Consider the following 21,573-nt stretch of genomic DNA (forward strand, 5'->3'; position numbering starts at 1 on the left):
GGGAAAATCGGACGAAAAGACCCCGTCGAGGTCTGTTCCCGGGCGCTCCGGGCGGCTACCATCACCGGCAATCGTTAAGGAACTTTACTAACAATTGCCACTCCCCCATCGCCGCCGCCAGGAGCCCGAGGAGGACCGCTCGTGACCCCACGCCGGCCAAGAATGCCCGGACGGCTGTTAGCAGTCGCCGCCCTGACCGCCGCGTTGATCCCCGGTGTCGCCGGGGCCGCTTCGGCCGGGCCGGAACCCGGCCAGGCCGCGATTCCCGGTTATCTGATCCAGTCCTCGGCCAAGGTGTCCGACGACGCCTCGGTGTCGAAGCCCGGCTTCGACGCGAAGGGCTGGTACCCGGTCGGCTCGCAGTCGACGGTCTACGCCGGGCTGCTCGCCAACGGCCGCTACTCCGACCCGTTCTACTCCACGAACATGAAGAACGTGCCCGCCGCGGACTTCAAGGTCCCGTGGTGGTACCGGGCCGACCTCAAGGTCGCCGACTCCTCGCAGCGCACCTACCTCGACGTCAGCGGCGTGCTCTCCAAGGCCGACGTCTGGGTGAACGGCACCCGCGTCGCCACCAAGGACGACGTCAACGGCCCGTACACCCGGCACGACCTCGACGTGACCAAGCAGGTGCGCGAGGGCGTCAACAGCGTCGCGTTCAAGGTCTACCCGAACGACCCGAACAACGACCTCTCGATGGGCTGGATCGACTGGGCGCAGACCCCGCCGGACCAGAACATGGGCCTCGCCCGCGAGATCGTCGTCCGGCACAGCGGGCCGGTCGCGCTCCGCGGCGCGCACGTCGTCACGAAGCTGAACGTGCCCGCGCTCGACCACGCCGACCTCACGGCGAAGGCCGACGTCCGCAACGACTCCGACTCGGCGGTCCGCGCCACGGTGTCCGGCACCGTCGCGGGCAAACCGGTGAGCCAGGACGTTTCCCTTGCCGCGCACGAGAAGAAGACGGTTTCCTTCCCGGTGATCGGCGTGGACCAGCCGCAGGTGTGGTGGCCCGCCGGGATGGGCGGGCAGCCGATGCAGCAGCTGGACCTGACCGCGACCGTCGGCGGGACCACGTCCGACGCGAGCCACTCCAGCTTCGGCATCCGCGACGTCAAGGCTCCGCTGAACTCCAGCGGCGGGCGGCAGTACTCGATCAACGGCAAGCCGCTGATGATCAAGGGCGGCGGCTGGTCCCCCGACCTGCTGCTGCGCTGGGACGCGGGCCGGGCGGCGGACAAGCTCGCCTACGTCAAGAACCTCGGCCTCAACACGGTGCGGCTCGAAGGCCACATCGAACCCGACGCGTTCTTCGACCTCGCGGACCGGATGGGCGTGCTGACCATGCCCGGCTGGGAATGCTGCGACAAGTGGGAAGGCCAGGTCAACGGCGACGAGAAGGGCGAGCCGTGGACCGAAGCGGACTACCCGATCGCCAAGGCGTCGATGACCGCCGAGGCCGAGCGGCTGCGCGACCACCCGAGCGTGCTGTCGTTCCACATCGGCAGCGACTTCGCGCCCGACGCGCGGATCGAAAAGGGCTACCTCGACGCGCTGTCCGCAGCGGACTGGCCCGCGGCGGTGATCTCCGCGGCGTCGGCCAAGGCGTCGCCGAAGCTCGGCCCGTCCGGGATGAAGATGAACGGCCCGTACGACTACGTCCCGCCGAACTACTGGTACGACAAGGCGCACAAGGACGCGGGCGGCGCGTGGAACTTCAACTCCGAGACCAGCGCCGGGCCGGACATCCCGACGATGGACACGCTCAAGCGGATGATGACGCCCGCCGAGCTGGAAACGCTCTGGAAGAACCCGGCCGCGCCGCAGTACCACCGCTCCGAGTCGGAGACCTTCGCCAACCTGAAGATCTTCGGCGACGCGCTGGCCGGCCGCTACGGCAAGCCGGCGAGCCTGGACGACTTCGTCCGCAAGGCGCAGCTGGCGCAGTACGAGAACGTCCGCGCGGAGTTCGAATCGCACTCCCGCAACTTCACCGACGCGAAGGACCCGTCGACCGGGCTCATCTACTGGATGCTCAACAGCGGCTGGACGTCGCTGCACTGGCAGCTGTTCGACGCCTACCTCGACCAGAACGGCTCCTACTTCGGGGCCAAGAAGGCGAACGAGCCGCTGCACATCCAGTACTCCTACGACACCAAGTCGGCCGAGGTGGTCAACTCCGCCACGAAGAAGGCGTCCGGCCTGACCGCCAGCGTCGAGCTGTTCAACACCGACGGCACGAAGAAGTTCTCGAAGACCAAGAAGGACTTCTCGGTCAACGGCGGCGGCGCGCACGCGAAGGCGCTCGACATCGGTTCGGTCAGCGGGCTTTCGTCCACCTACCTGGCGAAGCTGGTGCTCACCGATTCGGCGGGCAAGGAGGTCAGCCGGAACGTGTACTGGCTGTCCACCAAGGACGACAAGCTCAACTGGAGCAAGTCGGACTGGTACTACACGCCGACCTCGTCGTACGCGGACCTGTCCGGGCTGTCGAAGCTGGGCGCGGCGAAGGTGGCCACCGCGGCGACCTCCGCCCCGGGTCCGGACGGCACCACTGTGACCACGGTGAAGCTCACCAACACCTCGTCGGGCAAGACCCCGGCGTTCATGGTGGACACGCACCTGGTGGACAGCGCGGGCACGCCGGTGCTTCCGGTGTCCTGGTCGGACAACCAGGTCAGCCTGTGGCCGGGCGAATCGGTGACGATCACCGCCTCCTACCGCACGGCCGACCTGCACGGCTCGGCTCCGTCGGTGCGGGTCGCGGGCTGGAACACCGGCACGCAGACCGTCCACGCGTGAGCGCGGTGGGACTAGCGGGCCCGGCTCGCTAGTCCCACAGCCGCCGCTGTCCGGCATCCGGATCGGACACGGTCGTGCTGACGTCGTCGAACAACCGGGTCACGCGGTCCTCCGGCGTGTAGGGCGCCCAGCCCGGATCGCCGGTCGCCACGAACCGGACCCACGTTTCGAACATCTCCTTCGCCATCGCCCGCAGCCGCTCCGGATCGGGGCGGGCGATGGCGAACAGGAAGCGCCAGTTCGGGTTGCGGACGTCGGCGAACACGAACGGCAGGTCCACCCCGTGCGCCGCGCCGAGGCCCCGCCCGCGCGGCGCGATCCGCCAGTCCAGCCGGTACATCCACGCCGTGCCGCCCGCCGCGTGCTGGGTCTCCGCGAGCCGGATCGCGGGCAGCCACCAGTCCCCCGCCGTGCGGACGCGGTTCACCAGCTGGTTTTCCGGCCAGTCCGGCAGCAGCTCCCGGTACGCCTCGGTCATCCGGGCGATGACGTCCGGTTCGAGCATCGTGGAGCCGGTGCCGAGCAGTTTCGCGCCGCCGGTTTGCAGCCAGGAGAACAGGTCCTGCTCGTCGGCCGTCGTTCCGGCGAGGATCCGGACTTCCCGCGCCGCGCCGTCCGCGACCGCTTCGCCGGGCCGCCGCGGCAGGAGATCCCCGCCGACCACCACGCGGTACGGCACGAGCGTGCCGAGCTGAGCCGTCACCCGTTGCTGCGCAGTCAAAATCTCCGTGACCGGCAGGGTGGACAGGTCCGCACCGGCTAGCTCCTCCAGCACCGCTTCGCCGACATCTTCCGCCTCGGCCGGAGTGTGCACGACGGAACCGACGCCGGTGCCGCTCTGCACGATCGCCTGGCTGAACAGCCCTTTCGCCGCGGGAACCGCCAGCAACGTCCCGACGGTACGGCCGCCGTTGGACTGCCCGGCGAGGGTGACGCGCCGCGGGTCGCCGCCGAACGCGGCCACGTTGTCGCGGACCCATTCCAGCGCCAGAACCTGGTCGCGCAGCGAGAGATTCCCGTCGGAAACCCCGGGCAGGCGGAGCATGCCCAGCACCCCGAGCCGGTACGCGACGGTCACGACGACCACGCCGCGCCGGGCGTACGCGGACGCGTCGAACTGATGCGGCGCACCCATCACCCCGCCGCCGCCGTGGATCCACACCAGCACCGGGTACGAGCCGGGTGCTTCGGGCGCGTAGACGTTGACATACAGGCAGTCCTCGTCGCCGACGAAGCGCTTCCCGGTCACGTCGGGCTGCGGGGCTTTGGCGGCGAACTCCGTCGCGTCGCGCACTCCGGTCCAGGACGCCACCGGCACCGGCGGCCGGAACCGCAACTCCCCCACCGGCGGCTCCGCGAACGGCACTCCCCGGAAAAGCCCGACCCCGTCGGCCGCCACCCCGCGGACGGCACCCGCCCGCGTCTCCACCGTCGTCACGATCGCAGCCTAACGCCGGCCCCCGCGCGTCCTCCGGGGCCGCGGGTGATGATTGTCCGGTGGAAATCGCAGCGGAATTGGTGACGCTGGTCCTGACGGTCCTCCTGGTGACCGTCGTCGCGCGCCGGATGGACTGGTCGGCGCCGCTGTGCCTGGTCGCGGTCGGCGTCGGGGTGTCGTTCATCCCCGGGGTGCCGCAGTACGAACTGGACCCGGAGATCGTCCTCATCGGACTGCTGCCGCCGCTGCTGTACTCGGCGTCGCTGCAGACGTCGCTGGTCGCGTTCCGCAAGCTGCGCGGGCCGATCGCGCTGCTGTCGGTCGGGCTGGTGGTGTTCACCGCGTTCGGCGTCGGGCTCGTCGCCTGGCTGGTGGTGCCGGGATTGCCGCTGGCCGCCGGGATCGCGCTCGGCGCGGTCGTCGCGCCGCCGGACGCGGTGGCGGCGAGCGTGGTCGCGCGGCGCGTCGGGATGCCGCGCAAGCTCGTCCGGCTGCTGGAGGGCGAAAGCCTCTTCAACGACGCCGCCGCGCTCGTCGCGCTGCGGACCGCGATTGCGGCGATCGCCGGCGCGGTCAGCCTCTGGCAGGTCGGTCTCGACTTCCTGCTCGCGGCCGCCGGCGGGATCGTCGTCGGTTTCCTGGTCGGGCTGATCGTGACGTACGTGCGCGCGAAGCTGGAAGACACCCTCACCGACACCGCGCTGTCGTTCGCGGTGCCCTTCGCGGCGTACTTGCTGGCTGAAGCGGTGCACGGATCCGGCGTGCTGGCGGTGGTCGTCACCGGGCTCATCCAGGGGCACCAGACGCCGCGGATCCAGTCCGGCCCGTCGCGGCTGGCCAGCAGGCTGAACTGGGAAACCGTCCAGTTCCTCCTGGAGAACATGGTCTTCCTGCTGATCGGCCTGCAGGTGCGGGGAATCCTGCACGAGGTCGGCAAGAGCGGGCTTTCGCCGTGGCAGCTCGTCGGGATCTGCGCCGCGGTGCTCGCCGCGACGATCCTCACCCGGATGCTCTGGATGGTCGGGATCGGCGTGGTGAAACGCCTCCTGAAGACTGTGGGCCTGGAACGCGGCAAGGTGTGGCCGTGGCGCTATTCGGCGGTGATCGCGTGGGCCGGGATGCGCGGCGTGGTCACGCTCGCCGCCGCGTTCGTGCTGCCCGCGGACACCCCGCGGCGCGCGGTGCTCGTGCTGGCCGCGGTCGTGGTGGTGGCCGGGACGCTCGTGGTGCAGGGCATGACGCTGCCGCCGCTGATCCGCCGCCTGCGGCTGCCTCGTCCGGACCCGGCGGAGGACGCGCTGCAGGAAGCCGCCGTGCTGCACGACATGACCAGCGTCGCGCTCGCGAAACTCGAGGAACTGCGCCGTCCGGAAGACCCGCCCGAGGTGATCGAGCGGCTGCGCGACCGGTTGCAGGGCCGGTCCGACGCCGCGTGGGAACAGCTCGGACGGCAGAGCACGCTCGCCGAAACCCCGAGCGACGCCTACCGCAGGCTTCGCGTCCAACTGCTCGAAGCCGAACGCGAACAATTCCTGAAGGCACGCGACCGCGGCACCGCCGACGACGCCGTGCTGCGCCGCGTGCTGGCCCGCCTGGACATCGAAGAATCCATGCTCGACCGCGAAGAGGAGGAACCCCCGGTGGCCGAACGCGAACTCAGCACCCCCGCCGCCACGGCCGGGTCGTGCAAGCACCTCAGCCATGAATGGCCGGGCAAGGAACCCAGTTCCCAGGACTCCTGCGCCGAATGCGTCGAGGCCGGGATGACGTGGGTGCACCTGAGGATGTGCCTCAAGTGCGGGCACGTCGCCTGCTGCGATTCGTCGCCGGGCAAGCACGCCTCGCAGCACTTCCACGAAACCCTGCACCCGGTGATGCGCAGCTTCGAACCGGGCGAGACGTGGCGATGGTGCTTCGTGGACAAACAACTCGGCTGAACCGACCGGTTAGGGTCGGGGCATGAGCACGCCCGAACAGGAAGTCGAGTACCGCCAGCACCGCTTCAGCCCGCCCTCGGGCGCCACCGAGATTTTCCTGGTGCGCCACGGGGAATCGATGCCGCAACGGCTCAGCGAGCCGTTCGATCTCGTCGACGGCCAGGCCGACCCGGACCTCGCGCCGGAAGGCCGCGACCACGCCGCGCGCGTGGGCGAACGGCTGGCGTCCGAACGCATCGAAGCGGTGTACGTCACCACGTTGCGGCGCACAGCGCAAACCGCGGCGCCACTGGCGGAAAAGCTCGGCCTCACCCCCGCCGTCGAGCCGGAGCTGCGCGAGATCCACCTGGGCGAATGGGAAAACGGGCTGTTCCGCAAGCACACCGCCGAGGGGCATCCGCTGGCTCAGAAGCTGTGGGAGGAGCAGCGCTGGGACGTCCTGCCGGGCGCGGAATCCGACGAAGCGTTCGGCCTGCGGATCCGGGCCGCGCTCACGCGCATCGCGGCGGCGCACCCGGATCAGCGGGTCGCGGTGTTCACCCACGGCGGCGTGATCGGCGAGGTGTTCGCGCAGGCGAGCCGCTCGCTGGAGCGATTCGCCTTCCTGGGCGCGGACAACGGATCGATCTCGCACCTCGTGGTGCACGGCGAGAACTGGCTGATCCGCTGCTTCAACGACCGGTCTCACCTGGCGGCCCCGCTCGGCTGAAGCGACTCGTCGCGGCGGATGAACCCCGCCGCGACGAGCTGCACCGTCACCAGCACTGACACCGATTCCGCGGCCAGCAGCCCGATCAGCACCAGCACTTGCGTCGTACCGGCCTGAAGCGGGCTCGCCCCGCCCAGCAGAACGCCGACGTACGCGCCCGGCAACGTCACCAGGCCGACCGTCCGGGTCTGGTCGAGCGCCGGGATCAGCGCGTGCCCTGCCGACGGACGGCAGATCTCGAGTGCGGCGTGGCGCGGCAGAAACCCCAGCGCGAGTGCGGCTTCGTACTCGCCGCGGCGTTGTTTGAGCTCGTCGAGCGCCCGGCGCGCGGCCTGCGAGGTCGCGGTCATCGAACCGCCGATCACGATCCCCGCTATCGGCACCACGGAGATCGGCTTCGCCGGGACGACCCCGGAACCCAGCACGAGCCCCAGCACCGGGACGACACCGGACGCCAGCGACAGCGCGACCCACCCGATCCGCCGCGGCACCCCGATCCGACCGGCGGACGTCGCGGCGGCGATGGAGAACATCGCGAGCACGAACAGGCCGGTCAGCCAATCCGAACGCAGGATGAAGGTGATGACCAGCGAGACGAGCGCGAGCTGAGCGACGGCCCGGACGGCCGCGACGAGCACCGCCCGCCCCTGCCCGAGCTGCCCGAACCGGACGACGGCCGCGCCCGCGAGCGCCAGCACGACGAGCACGGCGATCAACGCGGGCCCGAACCCGATCGCACCGTTCACGGTGGTGATCCTGCCCCAGACGGGAGTCCGGGGCGGTGGGCGGGCGGAGCGGCGGCAGTTCACGAACCCCGGAGCCCGCCGCAGCCGAGAGTCCGGCGCGGGGACCGGAGCCGCAGCGAGCGGCGCGGGACCCTGACCGGGCACGATGTTTTCCCGCCGCAAGCGAGAGTCCGGCAGGGCGAACCAGAGGTGCGGCGCGTCGAATGCCACCACCCCACCTGGCTCCCCCGCAGCCCGGAATCCGGCTCGCGACCCGGCCCCGGGCTCGACCCGCCCGGATCAGGCGCTGCAGCTGAGCTGCCGCCCCTGTCCCGTCACCGATTTCTCGGCGACCACGTGCCCGTCCACCCGGATCCGGCACAGCAGCGCCCCCGCGCTCTGCGCCACCAGGCTGCTGAACACCGGCTGTTCGGCGGGAGTCTTCCGCTCGACCGTCGCCGACCAGGGCAGGTGGACCTCGGCCTGTTGTTCGAGGTCGCCGCCGGTCGCGACGTAGGTCAGGTTGTGCGCGACGTCCTCGCCGGTCAGTTCGTAGACGACCGTGCGGGTCACCTCGCGCACCGCCGCCGGTTCAACCGTCACCGACGGCGCGGACGGCACCGACGCGGCCGGGGCTGGCCGGTCCGAGGTCGCTTTCGGCATGACGTACCACGCGACAGTGACCGCGACGGCAATGACGCCGACCACGACCACCGCGCTCCCGAGCGGCCGCAGCCTGCTCGATTCCCCCCGGGCCGCCGTGGGCCGGGTCGCGCCAGGAACACCCATGGAGAGGTCTTCTCTTCTCGAGCGCACTTCCCGCGAGTGCGACGTCTGGTTCTTCGCCAGACCGTTACACGGCGTTAGCCAACCCGAGAAAATTGGTTCCGTTTCACCCTGATGGGGGTAGCTGGGGTTCGCTCGCGAATACGGTCACCACGCACGATGCCGACAACGCTCGCGGGCGCCCCGGTTGACCCAGGGTGATCAATCCACCAGCCCGGCCTCGGACAGCATCCGCAGCACGCGCTGTCCGGCGGGCGGGCAGGCGGCGGCGTCCGCTGCGCGCAGCCACGCGGCTTCGGCGATCTCCGCCGACGGCTCCGGTTCGCCGGTGTGCTCGGCGGTGTAGCAGGTCATCCGGACGCGGCGGCCGTCGGCGAATCCGTCGGCCTGCTCGTCGAGCAGCGCGAAGAACCGGAAGCTGAGCGGGTCGAGCGCGACGCCCAGTTCCTCGCGGATCTCCCGGCACAGGCCCTCGACGTCGCCCTCGCCGGGTTCGCGCTTGCCGCCGGGGAGATAGAACTTCTGCTTCCCGGAGGTGCGGACGGACAGCAGCCGCCGGTCCTTCACGTGGACCCAGGCCAGGGCGTCGATCGGGGTCATGGGCGCATTCTGTCGTACCCGCGGGGCATGATCGCGGGGTGTACCGCGAAAGCCCGCCGCCGGAACCGCTGCGCCGCCTCGTGCGGTGCCGCTGGGAGTCGGCGGAGCCCGGCCCGAAGCGGATCGTCCCGGACGGCTGCGTGGACCTCGTCGCCGGTGCCGGCCAGGTGTTCGTCGCGGGGCCGGACACGGCGGCATGGACGTCGGCGTTCCCGCCCGGCGCGCGGCTGCGCGGCCTGCGCTTGCAGCCGGGCGCGGCGGCGGCGATGCTCGGCGTCGGCGCGGACGAACTGCGCGACAGCCGGATCTCGCTGACAGACCTGTGGAACCACCGAGGCGCGACGCTCGCCGACGAGATCCTCAGCGGCCGCGACCTCGCCGACGCGATGGCCGACGTCGCGGCGGACCGGGCGGCCGTCGCGGATCCGGTGGTGGAACAGATGGTGGCGCAGCTCGCCGCGGAAGCTGCCTGGGACGCCGAAACACGCTCCGCACGGCAGCTCGCGAACGATCGGCCCGCGCGGCACCTGACGCATCCGGGCGCGCGATCCGAGTGGCGCCCGGCGGAGGCAGGCCGAAGCGAGCGTCAGGCGCGCCGCCTGTTCACCCTCGCAGTCGGCTACGGACCAGCCACCTACCGGCGAATCCTGCGCTTCCAACGAGCCATCGCGCTGGCGCCCGCCGCCGCCACCCTCGCCGATCTGGCCGTCGCCGCGGGCTACTCGGACCAGCCGCACCTCACCCGCGAATGCCGGGCACTGACCGGCCTCACCCCGGGCGCCTACTTCGGCCGGTAGCTCACTCCGCCGCCGAATCCTGTTGCCGCGCGAGAAAATGCGCGGTCTCCACCGTCGCCGGATACAACGCCCGGTAATGCGCGTAAAACTCGTCGTACCGATCCGCCCGCTCCGGATCCGGCTCGATCACCTCAGCGACCGGGTTCCACGCGTCAATGTCCGGCTCCAGCCCGATCGCCACCGCCGCCAGGTACGCGTCCCCGAAACACGCCCCGACAGTTTCCGTCGGAAGATGCTGCGGCGTCCGGGTCACGTCGCTCACGATGCCGGTCCACACGCGTCCCCGCGTCCCGCCGCCGACTGCCATCAACCGGCGCGCGGGCGCCCCCATCGCGGAGAGGTTGTGCCGCACCCCGTATGCCGTTCCCTCCAAAGCCGCGCGGTACAGCTCGGCCCGGCCGTGCGAGGTGGTCAGCCCGGCGATCAGCCCGCGCGCCAACGGATCCGGCACCGGGGTACGTTCGCCCGCGAAGTACGGCAGCATCAGCAATCCGCGGCTGCCGGCCGGGACGCGACCGGCCGAAGCGACCAGTTCGGCGAAATCGCCGTCGAAGAGTTCCCGCAGCCAGTCGGTGATCGCGCCGGACGTCGCCATTCCCGCGGCCAGCGAGTAGCTGCCCGGCAAAACCCCGCGCGTCGCCCACAACCCGGGCACCGGGCGAGCCTCGGCGACAGCCTGGACAAGGAACATCGTGGTGCCGTACATGACCATCGTGTCGCCAGGGTCGCGCACGCCCGCGCTGGTCGCTTCGGCCCACGCGTCGATCGTGCCGCAGGTGACCGGCATTCCGGCCGGCAACCCGGTCTCGGCGGCGGCTTGAGCCGTGACCGTGCCGACGACCTCGGTCGGCCAGGCCAGCCGCGGCAGTTCGATCCCGGGCGCGACGAGCGCGGCCCAGTCCTCCGCCCAGCCGCCCGCGCGCAGGTCGTACATCGGGTCGCACTGGCTGGCCGAATGGTGGTCGAGCACGTATTCGCCGGTCAGCCGCCGCACGAGGTACGAGCTCGCCATCAGGAACCGCCGGGCCCGCGCGGCGACGTCCGGCTCGTGCCGGTGCAGCCACCGCCATTTCGGCCCGACCGCCTGGCTCGACAGCGCGCTGCCGCAGCGTTCCACAATGGACTCTTCGCCGAGTTCGGCGGTCAGCTCGGCGATTTCCGCGCCGGCCCGCGTGTCGACGCCGTAGAGGATCGCCGGGCGCAGCGGGCGGCCGTCGGAGTCCGCGGGCAGCAGCACCGGGCCGATGCCGCTCACCGCGAGCCCGGCGGGTTTCCGGCCGCCGGCCAGCAATTCGCGCACCAGTCCGGCGAACCCGGCCCACCACACCGTTTCGGCGTCGTGCTCGAACCAGCCGGGCCGCGGGCGGGAGGTGCTGTGCGGGCGGACGGCGCGCGCCAGTACAGTGCCGTCCGCACCCACGAGGACGCCTTTCGAACCGGACGTGCCGATGTCGATGCCGAGCAACGGGCCCGGTCGCATCACAGCACCCCCGGCAAGCGGACGGTAAACGATTACCGGCAAGGTATTCTGCGCTCACCGGGGTGTCAAGGAAGCCAGGACGAGGAGGCTCGGTGGCCACGATCAGCGACGTCGCCGCCAGGGCAGGCGTCTCGACCGCCACGGTGTCGCGGACCCTGAACGGCAAGTCCACAGTGGACCCCGAGCTGGCCGCTCGGGTGCTCGAGGCCGCCGAGGAACTCGGCTACCACCCGAACGGACTGGCGAGAAACCTGCGCCGCCAGGAGACCGCGGTGCTCGCGCTGATCATCTCCGACGTCGAGAACCCGTTCTTCACCTCGATCGCGCGCGGGGTCGAGGATCTCGCGCAGGTGTCCGGATACTCGGTAGTGCTCTGCAATTCCGACGAGAACGAGGACAAGGAACGCCGGTACCTCGACGTCGCGCTGCAGGAACGCGTCGCGGGCGTGCTGCTCTCCCCCACCGGCCCGGCCACGAACGTCACGCGCCTGCGCCGGCTCGGCACGCCGGTGGTCGCGGTCGACCGGCCGCTGCCGGACACCGACGGCGACCAGGTGCTCGTCGACACCCGCCGCGCCGCCCGGCAGGCGGCCCGGCACCTCGTCGCGAACGGCTACCGGCGGGTTGCCTGCCTGACCGGGCCGTCGGGCGTGCGCACCGCCGACGACCGGCTGTCCGGCTACTTCGACGCGGTCGGCGAGGAGAACGCGGTCTACCGCCGCGCCGAATACCGCGCGGAAGGCGCCCGCCGCGCCGCCGGGGACCTGCTGGACCAGCCGGAGCCGCCGGACGCGCTGCTGGTCGCGAACAGCACGATGGCGATCGGGGTCCTGGAGGCGCTCGCGGAACGGAACCTCCGCTCCGGGCGCGACATCGGCATCGTCTCGTTCGACGACGCCCCGTGGACGACCTTGATCGACCCGCCGCTGACGGTCGTGGCGCAGCCGGCGTACGAGATCGGCCGGGTCGCCGCGCAGTTGCTGCTGGCCCGCATCGCCGACAGCACCCGCGAACCGGTCACCACGACCCTGGACGCGCAGCTGATCGAACGGCAGAGCTCGCACCGCTGACCGGCCGCGCCACGGAAACGGCGGCGCGGCGAAATCCGGCGAGCACGTCCGGGAAGAGAAAGCGTAATCCGGGGAAACGACGTGCCTGGCGGCCCGGCGGGGATCCGCCGAGCCGCCAGGCACGCCCCACCCCCTGTCCCCCCAGCTTCCGCCGCGGACGGCGGAGCACGGGCCGCACCCGAGGGCGGGAAACCGATTACTCGTTCGCAACGTAAATCCGCGGTCCGGGAGTGTCAAGCGCTCGAAAGCCTGGACAAGGCACCCGGTGCGGGGCAGACTGTCCCGACATCGCCTACGCATCGTGTTTACTTCTGTGCGATGCGTGGCGATCTTTGGTGAATTCACCCACAAAAAGGGCCAGAAACCGCACGAACCCGCACACACGCGCTAGGCTGAGCGTATGTCGATAGCGCTGGAGAACGTTCTCGCAAGAGCCGGCCTCAAGGCCGACGCGAACGAGTTCCTCACGCTCGTGGAGGACGCGGCCCGCAGGCTGTCGCCGCCCAACCCCGACCCCTCGCACTACTTCTCCCCCGACCAGCGGGCCGCGCTGACCGACGCGGGCCTCGACCTGAGCCCGCGCGACGAGGGCGAACCGGACTTCCGCGCGCGCACCGTCGCCGCGCACGCCGTGCTCGCCGACTCCGCGCTGTCGGTCGGCCAGGCCGCCGAGATGCTGAACGTCGACGACAGCCGGATCCGGCACCGCCTCAAGGAAGGCAGGCTCACCGGCTGGAAGGACCAGGGATGGCGGCTGCCCGCGTGGCAGTTCAACGGCGCGGGCGTGCTGCCCGGCCTCGAAACCGTGCTGCGCGCCGTCCCCGAGGACCAGCCCGCGCTGGTCGTCGCCGCGTTCATGAACACCCCGCAGGCCGACCTGGTGATCAGCGACCGGCCCGCCACGCCGCGGCAGTGGCTGCTCGCCGGCGGCGACCCCGGGCAAGTGGCCCGGCTCGTCGCCACGCTCGGCTCGCCGTTCTGACCCGCTGACCCTCTCCGCCCGCGCACCGATCCGCCCTCCGTGCGCAGGCCCGCCCCCTGCCCCGACACAGGACGGACGACCTCCCCCGCATGGCCCGGCTCCCCTCGCCTCCGGCGCGGTCGGCTCTGGTCAAGGGGCTGGACCGCAGCCACGACGTGGTTTCGGTGCAGCCCGAGACCCGGCTGGTCCGCATCTTCACCGCGCACGGCAATCACCCGCAGCAGTGGAACACCTTCCGCTACACCGGCCCGCTCCCGCACGGCCGGTTCGACCAGCAGCCGCCCGGCCGCGGCGGCCGTCCGGTCACCGACCCGGGCAACGGCGTGCTGTACTTCGGCCTGACCGTGCGCACGAGCGTCGCCGAGGTGTTCCAGACGACCTCGACGGTGGACCGCACGACGCGCGGCCCCCGGCTGGTCGTGGTGCGCCCGACGCGGGTGCTGCGGCTGCTCGACCTCACCGGGCTGTGGCCGACCCGGGTCGGCGCGTCGCAGGAGATCTCCAGCGGCCCGAAAAAGATCACCCAGGCGTGGGCGCGGGCGATCCGCGGCGCGATGCCGGACCTCGACGGGCTCTGGTACCGCTCGTCGATGGACGCGGGCAAGCCCTCGGTGTGCCTGTGGGACCCGCCCGCGGGCGCGGCGCTGCCGATCGCCCCGGACGTCCTGCTTCCGCTGGACCATCCGGGGCTCGACGTGCCGCTCGGGCGGGTGTGCGAGGAGCTGAACTACACGCTGCTCAGCTGAGGTGCCGCGCCCACCAGGCCAGCACCGCCTCGAACCGCTGGACCCGGTGCCGCGGCTTGCCCGAGCGCGTCAGCTCGTGTCCCTCGCCCGGGAACAGCAGGAACTCCGTCTCGACGCCGGCCTGGCGCAGCGCCACGAACTGCCGCTGCGCCTGCTCCAGCGGGCAGCGCCAGTCCTGCTCGGAATGCGCGACGGCGAACGGGATCCGCACGTCGGAGGCGTAGCTGAGCGGGCTGCGGCGGCGCTGTTCCTCCGGGTCCGCGCCGACGTAGCCCTCGGTGAAGTAGTAGCCGATGTCGGAGCTTCCGGCGAAGGAATCCCACGCGTTCACCGCGCGCTCGCTCCACGCCGCGCGGAACCGGTCCGGGTGCTTCGCGGCGACCCAGCTCGTCATGAACCCGCCGTAGGAACCGCCCATGATCCCGGTCCGCGACGCGTCGAGGTCGGGCCGTTCCAGCGCCTTGTCGAGGAGCGCGAGCACGTCGTCGACGTCGACGGTGCCCATGTTGTGCACCGCCGAAGTACCGTGCGACTGCCCGTACCCGGCCGAGCCGCGCGGGTTGCCGAGCACGACCGCGAACCCGGCTGACGCGTACACCTGGGCCTCGTCGAACACTGTCCATTCCTGCTGGGCGAACGGCCCGCCGTGCACCACGCGCAGCACCGGATGCGGTCCGTCGCCCTCGGGCAGCACGAGCCAGCCGTGCACCGGGCAGCCGTCCGGCGCGGTCGTCTCGAGTTCCACGACCTCGCAAAGACCCTTGTCCCGCAACGGCTTCGAGTAGTCGGTGAGCACCCGCGGGCCGTCCGGGCCCAGCACCACCAGCTCGCCCGCGGTATCCGGACCGGCGACCACCGCGACGACAGTTTCGCCGTCCGCCGCGAATCCGTGGACCGCCGAATGCCCGGCATGCAGCACGCGCAATTCGTCGAACTTCGCACCGTCGGCGTCCGTCGCGATCGCACGCAACTCCACCGCACCGCGGTTGCGCACGGCGACCAGCACCTCGTCGCCGAGCGGAACTGCCGGGCCGGAGCCGATTTCGATATCGACAGTCTCCACATCGGTCAGCCGCCGCGGTTTCCCGTCCGGCACGACCGCGTACAGCCCGGCGTTGGAGGCGACGACGACACCGTCCTCATGGGACGTGCCGACGAAGTAGAGCGTTCCGTCCGGCGCGTACACCGGCTGATCGGCGTACCCGGCGCAGACGGCGAGCACCTCGGGTTCGCCGCCGTCGACCGGGAACGCGACGAGGTCGTGCTCGCGCGTTTCCGTCCGGTCGAAGTCGTGCGGCACGATCACGACGACCCGCTCGCCATCCGGCGTCCACACCGGCTGGCTGACGCTGTAGTCGCGCGGCGTCACCGCTTCCGGCTCGCCCCCTTCGAACGTGTCGAGCACGAACAGCCGCTTCGGCCGGTCGCGCAGGAAGCCGATGTTGTCGAGGCGGTAGTCGAGCCGAGTGATCAGCCGGGGCGCTTCGAGCTCCGGCGTGCGGCCGTCGGCGTCCTCGGTGCCGTAGCGGCCCGGTTCGGCTTCCCGCGCGGTGAACGCGAGCCAGCGCGAATCCGGGGCCCACACCGGCGCGTCCGCACCGAGGTGCAGCGACGTGAGCTTGCGGGCTTCGCCGCCGTCGACGGGCATCACGTGCACCTGCGGGCTGCCCTCGGCGCCCTTCCCGTCGCCGGCGCGCAGGAACGCGACCCAGCGCCCGTCCGGCGAAATCGCCGGAGCGGAGTCGCGCGGACCGTGCGTCCACGGGGTTTCGCCGCCGGACAGCGAGATCCGCCGGATCGCGCTGCGGTACTGGTCGGCTTCCAGGTCGGGACTGCTCACCGCGGCGAGCAGGAGGTCACCGCGCAGCGCGGGACGGCCGGGGACGGCGAGGACTTCGATGTCGGCAGGACGCATGCCGACGACCGTACCCGATCCTTAGCAAGGCAAACGACCTATTTCGCCTGTACCGTCCGCTGTTCGTCGCGTTTGGCCTTCGCCAGGCTCAGCACCGTGGTGACGGTCAGGACCACGACGATGACGCCGAGGGACATCCAGTTGCTGATGTCGAGCCAGTCCGGCGCGAGGTGGTACTCGTGCAGCGCGTGCACCACCAGCTTCGCGCCGATGAAGGCGAGGATCACCGCGAGGCCGTAGCTGAGGTACACGAGCTTCGTGACCAGCCCGCCGAGCAGGAAGTACAGCTGCCGCAGGCCCATCAGCGCGAACGCGTTGGCGGTGAAGACGAGGAACGCCTCCTGGGTGATGCCGAAGATCGCCGGGATGGAGTCCACCGCGAACAGCAGGTCGGCCGAGCCGATCGCGATGATCACCAGCAGCATCGGGGTGATCTTCCGCTTGCCGCCTTCCTTCACCAGGTACTTGTGGCCGTGGTAGTCGTCGGTGACCGGCCAGAGCTTGCGCACCCAGCGGGTGAGCGCGTTCTCGTGGTATTCCTCTTCGTCGCCCTTGCCGCGCAGCATGCTGATCGCGGTCCACACGAGCACCGCGCCGAAGACGAAGAACACCCACACGAACTGGTTGATCAGCGCCGCGCCGACCGCGATGAACACGCTCCGCATGCCCAGCGCGAGCAGGATGCCGACGAGCAGCACGCGGTGCTGGTGGATCGCGGGCACCTTGAACGAGGTCATGATGATCATGAAGATGAAGAGGTTGTCCACGCTCAGCGAGTACTCGGTGATGTACCCGGTGAAGAACTGGACCCCGGGGTCGTGCCCGGCGAAGAACCAGACGCCCGCTCCGAACAGGACGGCGCAGGCGATGTAGAAGACCACCCAGCGGGCGGCCTCGCCGGTGGTCACCGCGTGCGGCTTGTGGTCGACGATCACCAGGTCGATCGCGATCAGCGCGAGCAGCCCGCCGACTGTCGCGAACCACAGCCACAGGGGGACAGTCATCTCAGAAACCTCCGGATAGTGCGCAGCAGCAACTAACCGGAGGTCTCTCCCGCCGGTACGAGACCGGCCGACGGTGCCGGGGACCTCGGCGAACGACTCGCCGGGTGCACCGTGCTGACGACACCGCCGCGAAGGAATACTCCCCTCACAGCGCGTTCAGTCTGCCGGTTACAGGCTGCGAACGCCAGCCGGGGTTGCCCACATCACCGGACCGGCCGTGTCTTCTTCATCACTCTGGGCGTCCGCCAAGCGCCCGGACGGATCCGGCACTCCCCGCTCCCCCCACCGACGCACCCGCTCCCCCTCACCGCACCCGCTCCCCCCCGCCTTCACCCCCTCACCCTTTTCCTCATACGTGCCCACAACCGCGGGATCGCGCCGACGTTTGGGCTGAGCGGCGGGACAGGCCGAAGGCCCCTCCCGCCGCTCAGCCCAAACGTCGGCTAAAAGCGATCCCGCACGCGACGGCGAAGCCGGCGCCAAAAACACAGCTCGCGGCACCTTCACCCCCAACCCAGCCGACGCCTTCCCCTGCACCGCACATGCCCACCACCACCAACCCACCCCACACCTCCTCCCGCACCGCGCATGCCCAACACCAACCCCGCCCCCGTCCCCGCGCTCTCGCCCAACACCAACCCCGTCCCCGCGTCCCCACCCAGCACCGACCACCTCCCCGCCCCCCACACCCCAGCGGGTGAACCATGTCTAATCCATGTAAAGCCCACCCCCCGTTCTCAGCGAAATAGTCCTAACGTCGCGTCGTGCCCCGAATCCCGTTTCCCCGCAGCCGCGGTTCCCGGCTTGTCGCCGTCGCCGCCGTGGTGCTGGTCGCCGCCGCCGCGGTGACCGTCTGGGCGACCCGCGACCGCGGTCCCGCGCCGGTCCGGACCCAGGACGCCTTCGTCTCGATGCCCGCCGGACCCGGTTCCCCCGATCAGGTCCGGATCGACACCACGACCTACTACCCCGAACACACGCCCGCGCCCGCGGTACTGCTCGCGCACGGCTTCGGCGGCGACAAGTCCAGCGTGGACCCGCAGGCGCGCGAACTGGCGCAGCGCGGGTTCGTGGTGCTTTCCTGGTCCGCGCGCGGATTCGGGCACAGCACCGGCAAGATCGGGCTGAACGATCCCGACGGCGAGGTCGCCGACGCGCGCCGCCTGGTCGACCGGCTGGCAGCGAGCCCCGAAGTGTCGGCCGGAGCCGACGGCCAGCGCGAGATCGGGGTGACCGGAGCGTCGTACGGCGGTTCGCTGTCGCTCCTGCTCGCCGGGACCGATCACCGGGTGCGCGCGCTCGCGCCGGTGATCACCTACAACGACCTCGGCCAGGCTCTCGTGCCGAACGCCGCGGCGGCCGCTGCTCCGTCGGCGAAGACTCCGGCGGCCGCCGGCGCGTTCTCCCCGGACGGCGTCTTCAAGAAGACCTGGGCGGGCATCTTCTTCTCCGCCGGTTCTGGTGCGGCCGCGGCCAGCACGCCGTCTGCCGAGGCGCCTGAAGCGGGACAGAAGACCAACGACAACGGCAGCACCGCGGGCAACAGCGGCGGCACCGCTCCGCAAGCCGCCGCGCCGCCTGCCGGTGCGCGCGCGGAGCGGCCGTCCGCGGATCCGTGCGGGCGGTTCACCGCGGCGGTGTGCAAGGCGTACACGGAACTGGCGACGACCGGCAAGGCCAGCCCGGAGACAGTCGCGCTGCTGCATCGCGTCTCCCCCTCGTCGGTCACCGGCAAGATCACCGCGCCGACGCTGCTCGTCCAAGGCGAGAGCGACACGCTGTTCGGGCTCGACCAATCCGACGCGACCGCGCGGCAGATCACCGCGGCGGGTGGATCGGTGCGCACGATCTGGTACACCGGCGGGCACGACGGCGGCGTCCCCGGACCGCAGCTGCGCGCGAAGATCGGCGACTTCCTGTGGTCGTCGCTCACCGGAGCGGGCGACCCGGGCCACGGATTCAGCTACGACGTCCAAGGCACGTTGCGCGCCAACGGAACCCCGTCGGTGCGGACGGTCAACACCGCCGCGTACCCCGGGCTGAACGGCGACGGGACCGAGCGGAAGCAGGTGGCGCTCACCGGCCCGGCGCAGCCGGTCGTCCGGCCCGCGGGCGCGAATCCGGCCGCGGTGAGCGGGATTCCCGGGCTCAACGGGCTCGCGTCCAGCACCGCGCGGCTGGCCCCGCTGTTCAGCAGCGACCCGCCGGGACAAGCCGCGCAGTTCGGCACCGCGCCGTTCGACAACCAGGTACTGCTGTCCGGTTCGAGCACCGTCCGGCTGCGGGTCGCGACCGATCCGGCGCATCCGCAGCCGGAGGCGGTGCTGTTCGCGAAGCTGTACGACGTCGGCCAGGACGGCACCCGGGTGCTGCCCGCGAACGCGGTCGCGCCGTTCCGGGTCACCGGGCTGCCCGCCGACGGCACACCGGTCGACGTCACGGTGACGCTGCCGGGTGTCGTGCGGCCGATCGACTCCGGGCATTCGCTGCGGCTCGTCGTCGGCACGACTGACCAGGCGTACTCGGCGCCGACGCAGCCGGGCGTGTTCCGGGTCGGGCTCGCGGCGGGCGCGGCGCTCGCCGTCCCGGTGGTGCCCGGCGCTTCGGTCGGCGCTCCCCTGCCCGTCGGGCAGCTGATCGGCATCGGCGTGACGCTGCTGATCGCGCTCGCGGTGGTCGTGGTGGCGGTGATCCGGCGGCAGCGAGCACACGACGTCGACCCGGAACTCGCGGACACCCCGCTGGTGATCAAGGGGCTGCGCAAGCAGTACGCGGGAGGGTTCACCGCCGTGCGGGACCTGTCGTTCCGCGTCGAACCGGGCCAGGTGCTCGGCCTGCTCGGGCCGAACGGCGCGGGGAAGACGACCACTCTGCGGATGCTGATGGGCCTGATCACGCCGACCGCGGGCGAGATCCGCGTGTTCGGCCATCGGATCGCGCCGGGCGCGCCGGTGCTGTCGCGGATCGGGTCGTTCGTCGAGGGCTCCGGGTTTTTGCCGCACCTGTCCGGAAAGGCGAACCTGGAGCTGTACTGGGCGGCGACCGGGCGGCCGGTCGAGAAGGCGCATTTCACCGAGGCATTGGAGATCGCCGGGCTCGGCGACGCGGTGCACCGGCGGGTGAAGACCTACAGCCAGGGCATGCGGCAGCGGCTCGCGATCGCGCAGGCGATGCTCGGGCTGCCGGAGCTGATGGTGCTCGACGAACCGACCAACGGGCTCGACCCGCCGCAGATCCACCAGATGCGGGAGGTCCTGCAGCGCTACGCCGCCACCGGGCGCACCGTCGTCGTCTCGAGCCACCTGCTGGCCGAGGTCGAGCAGACGTGTTCGCACGTGGTGGTCATGCACCGCGGGAGGCTCGTGGCCTCGGGCGAGGTCGGCGAGCTGGCGGCCTCGAGCGGCGAGGCGACCTTCCGGGTCGGCGACCCGGCGGCCGCCGCGGCGGCGCTCAAGAGCGTCGACGGGGTGTCGGGCATCGAGACGGAAGGCGATCTGGTGCACGCGAATCTCGACGGGCTGCCGCGCGCGGACGCGGTAGCGACGCTCGTGCGGGCCGGGGTCGCGGTGGAACAGGCCGGGCCGCGCCGCCGGCTCGAAGACGCGTTCCTGCAGCTGGTGGGAGAGGATTCATGAGCGAGGGCAACGGTTCCGGCGGGGTGCACACCGACCCGGCCGCACTGCAGGAACTGAGCGACCTGGCCACCGCGGAACCGGCCGAGGTCGGACCGGACGGCGCGGTCGCGGGCTACCGCGCCGACCGGACGCTGCGGCTGGGCGTGGAGCTGAAACGGCAGCTGCGCCGCAGGCGGACCCAGCTGGTGCTGGCGTTCGTCGCGGTGCTGCCGTTCATCCTCGTGGTGGCGTTCCAGATCGGGCAGTCCAGTCCCAACCGCCGCTCCGGCGGCTTCGTGGACCTCGCGACGGCGAGCGCGCCGAACTTCGTGGTGCTCGCCTTCTTCGTGTCCGGCACGTTCCTGCTGCCGATGATCGTCGCGCTGTTCTTCGGCGACACGATCGCGAGCGAATCGTCGTGGTCGAGCCTGAAGTACCTGCTGGCGATCCCGGTGCCGCGACACCGGCTCCTGCGGCAGAAGGCCGTGGTGTCCGGGCTGCTGTCGATCGCCGCGCTCGTGCTGCTTCCGGTGGTTTCGCTGCTGGTCGGCATCATCTGGTACGGCGCGGGCGACGCGATCAGCCCCACCGGCGACGCGGTCAGCTTCGGCGACAGTTTGCTGGCGCTGCTGCTGTCCACTGTGTACATCGTGGTGCAGCTGGCCTGGGTCGCCGGGCTCGCGCTGCTGCTGAGCGTGTCGACGGAGGCGCCGCTGGGCGCGGTCGGCGGGACGGTGCTCGTGGCGATCCTGTCGCAGATCCTCGACCAGATCACCGCTTTGGAGGGCCTGCGGAACTATCTGCCGACGCACTACTCGTTCGCCTGGATCGACTTGATCTCCACCGACATCGACTGGACGAACCTGGCCAGCGGGGTGCTGTCGTCGGTCATCTACACGACGGTGTTCCTGCTGCTGGCGGGCCGCCGGTTCGCACGCAAGGACGTCACCAGCTGAGCCTGATGTCCG

16 protein-coding genes are annotated in these 21,573 nt (G+C 71.2%); 9 read left to right on the forward strand and 7 right to left on the reverse strand.

Going from position 1 to position 21,573, the window contains the following annotated elements; translation table 11 throughout:
• Window positions 1-162 precede the first annotated feature (162 nt).
• Window positions 163-2,802: a glycoside hydrolase family 2 protein gene (locus ACZ7SW_RS15335; protein WP_470231301.1), complete on the forward strand. Its 2,640-nt coding sequence runs from the start codon at window positions 163-165 to the stop codon at window positions 2,800-2,802.
• A gap of 28 nt (window positions 2,803-2,830) precedes the next feature.
• Here ACZ7SW_RS15335 and ACZ7SW_RS15340 read toward each other — a convergent pair whose 3' ends face one another.
• Window positions 2,831-4,240, reverse strand: a complete 1,410-nt coding sequence (locus ACZ7SW_RS15340; protein WP_470231025.1) for a carboxylesterase/lipase family protein — start codon at window positions 4,238-4,240, stop codon at window positions 2,831-2,833.
• A 59-nt stretch (window positions 4,241-4,299) separates the two neighbouring features.
• On the opposite strand from ACZ7SW_RS15340, the gene ACZ7SW_RS15345 reads away from it, so the two are divergent.
• Both ACZ7SW_RS15345 and ACZ7SW_RS15350 read left to right on the forward strand, forming a co-directional pair.
• A complete protein-coding gene (locus ACZ7SW_RS15345) occupies window positions 4,300-6,177 on the forward strand; it encodes a Na+/H+ antiporter (RefSeq protein ID WP_470231026.1) in 1,878 nt (625 codons plus the stop codon).
• 22 nt (window positions 6,178-6,199) lie between these two features.
• Window positions 6,200-6,886: a histidine phosphatase family protein gene (locus tag ACZ7SW_RS15350; protein ID WP_470231027.1), complete on the forward strand. Its 687-nt coding sequence runs from the start codon at window positions 6,200-6,202 to the stop codon at window positions 6,884-6,886.
• On the opposite strand, the gene ACZ7SW_RS15355 is transcribed toward ACZ7SW_RS15350, so the two are convergent.
• From ACZ7SW_RS15355 to ACZ7SW_RS15365, 3 genes are all read right to left on the reverse strand, one after another.
• Window positions 6,862-7,632, reverse strand: a complete 771-nt coding sequence (locus tag ACZ7SW_RS15355; protein WP_470231028.1) for an ABC transporter permease — start codon at window positions 7,630-7,632, stop codon at window positions 6,862-6,864. The genes ACZ7SW_RS15350 and ACZ7SW_RS15355 overlap by 25 nt on opposite strands.
• A 279-nt stretch (window positions 7,633-7,911) precedes the next feature.
• Window positions 7,912-8,400 carry an MmpS family transport accessory protein gene (locus ACZ7SW_RS15360; protein WP_470231029.1) on the reverse strand — a complete coding sequence of 163 codons (489 nt, stop codon included), beginning with the start codon at window positions 8,398-8,400 and terminating at the stop codon, window positions 7,912-7,914.
• Window positions 8,401-8,598: 198 nt separating this feature from the next.
• Window positions 8,599-8,997: an NUDIX hydrolase gene (locus ACZ7SW_RS15365; RefSeq protein WP_470231030.1), complete on the reverse strand. Its 399-nt coding sequence runs from the start codon at window positions 8,995-8,997 to the stop codon at window positions 8,599-8,601.
• Between the two features lie 38 nt (window positions 8,998-9,035).
• Here ACZ7SW_RS15365 and ACZ7SW_RS15370 point away from each other — a divergent pair, with 38 nt between their 5' ends.
• A complete protein-coding gene (locus ACZ7SW_RS15370) occupies window positions 9,036-9,794 on the forward strand; it encodes an AraC family transcriptional regulator (RefSeq protein ID WP_470231031.1) in 759 nt (252 codons plus the stop codon).
• Between the two features lies 1 nt (window position 9,795).
• Here ACZ7SW_RS15370 and ACZ7SW_RS15375 read toward each other — a convergent pair whose 3' ends face one another.
• Window positions 9,796-11,274 (reverse strand): FGGY-family carbohydrate kinase, encoded by a 1,479-nt coding sequence (locus tag ACZ7SW_RS15375; RefSeq protein ID WP_470231032.1) that lies wholly within the window; start codon window positions 11,272-11,274, stop codon window positions 9,796-9,798.
• A 92-nt stretch (window positions 11,275-11,366) separates the two neighbouring features.
• Between ACZ7SW_RS15375 and ACZ7SW_RS15380 the strand changes: the two genes are divergently transcribed.
• The 3 genes from ACZ7SW_RS15380 to ACZ7SW_RS15390 all read left to right on the forward strand — a co-directional run bounded on the left by ACZ7SW_RS15380 (window position 11,367) and on the right by ACZ7SW_RS15390 (window position 14,072).
• Window positions 11,367-12,344 (forward strand): LacI family DNA-binding transcriptional regulator, encoded by a 978-nt coding sequence (locus ACZ7SW_RS15380; RefSeq protein WP_470231033.1) that lies wholly within the window; start codon window positions 11,367-11,369, stop codon window positions 12,342-12,344.
• A gap of 400 nt (window positions 12,345-12,744) precedes the next feature.
• Window positions 12,745-13,326, forward strand: a complete 582-nt coding sequence (locus tag ACZ7SW_RS15385) for a DNA-binding protein (RefSeq protein ID WP_470231034.1) — start codon at window positions 12,745-12,747, stop codon at window positions 13,324-13,326.
• Window positions 13,327-13,415: 89 nt separating this feature from the next.
• On the forward strand, window positions 13,416-14,072 hold the full coding sequence (locus ACZ7SW_RS15390; RefSeq protein ID WP_116206792.1) for an RES family NAD+ phosphorylase: 657 nt from the start codon (window positions 13,416-13,418) through the stop codon (window positions 14,070-14,072).
• Here ACZ7SW_RS15390 and ACZ7SW_RS15395 read toward each other — a convergent pair.
• Window positions 14,065-15,987: a S9 family peptidase gene (locus ACZ7SW_RS15395; RefSeq protein WP_470231035.1), complete on the reverse strand. Its 1,923-nt coding sequence runs from the start codon at window positions 15,985-15,987 to the stop codon at window positions 14,065-14,067. The two genes, ACZ7SW_RS15390 and ACZ7SW_RS15395, sit on opposite strands and share 8 nt — an antisense overlap.
• Window positions 15,988-16,025: 38 nt before the next feature.
• Window positions 16,026-16,991 (reverse strand): TerC family protein, encoded by a 966-nt coding sequence (locus tag ACZ7SW_RS15400; RefSeq protein ID WP_470231036.1) that lies wholly within the window; start codon window positions 16,989-16,991, stop codon window positions 16,026-16,028.
• Between the two features lie 764 nt (window positions 16,992-17,755).
• Here ACZ7SW_RS15400 and ACZ7SW_RS15405 point away from each other — a divergent pair.
• Window positions 17,756-20,626 carry an alpha/beta fold hydrolase gene (locus ACZ7SW_RS15405; RefSeq protein ID WP_470231037.1) on the forward strand — a complete coding sequence of 957 codons (2,871 nt, stop codon included), beginning with the start codon at window positions 17,756-17,758 and terminating at the stop codon, window positions 20,624-20,626.
• Window positions 20,623-21,561: an ABC transporter permease gene (locus ACZ7SW_RS15410; protein WP_470231038.1), complete on the forward strand. Its 939-nt coding sequence runs from the start codon at window positions 20,623-20,625 to the stop codon at window positions 21,559-21,561. Before ACZ7SW_RS15405 ends, ACZ7SW_RS15410 begins: the two co-directional genes overlap by 4 nt.
• Window positions 21,562-21,573: the final 12 nt, after the last annotated feature.

It is taken from the genome of Amycolatopsis sp. NPDC114484 (assembly GCF_055633755.1).

Bases quoted from the DNA above. Each gene is read 5' to 3' on its own strand.
- ACZ7SW_RS15375 (WP_470231032.1), bottom strand. From the start codon at position 11,274: ATGCGACCGGGCCCGTTGCTCGGCATCGACATCGGCACGTCCGGTTCG.
- ACZ7SW_RS15365 (WP_470231030.1), bottom strand. From the start codon at position 8,997: ATGACCCCGATCGACGCCCTGGCCTGGGTCCACGTGAAGGACCGGCGG.
- ACZ7SW_RS15335 (WP_470231301.1), top strand. From the start codon at position 163: ATGCCCGGACGGCTGTTAGCAGTCGCCGCCCTGACCGCCGCGTTGATC.
- ACZ7SW_RS15360 (WP_470231029.1), bottom strand. From the start codon at position 8,400: ATGGGTGTTCCTGGCGCGACCCGGCCCACGGCGGCCCGGGGGGAATCG.
- ACZ7SW_RS15410 (WP_470231038.1), top strand. From the start codon at position 20,623: ATGAGCGAGGGCAACGGTTCCGGCGGGGTGCACACCGACCCGGCCGCA.
- ACZ7SW_RS15385 (WP_470231034.1), top strand. From the start codon at position 12,745: ATGTCGATAGCGCTGGAGAACGTTCTCGCAAGAGCCGGCCTCAAGGCC.
- ACZ7SW_RS15395 (WP_470231035.1), bottom strand. From the start codon at position 15,987: ATGCGTCCTGCCGACATCGAAGTCCTCGCCGTCCCCGGCCGTCCCGCG.
- ACZ7SW_RS15390 (WP_116206792.1), top strand. From the start codon at position 13,416: ATGGCCCGGCTCCCCTCGCCTCCGGCGCGGTCGGCTCTGGTCAAGGGG.
- ACZ7SW_RS15350 (WP_470231027.1), top strand. From the start codon at position 6,200: ATGAGCACGCCCGAACAGGAAGTCGAGTACCGCCAGCACCGCTTCAGC.
- ACZ7SW_RS15400 (WP_470231036.1), bottom strand. From the start codon at position 16,991: ATGACTGTCCCCCTGTGGCTGTGGTTCGCGACAGTCGGCGGGCTGCTC.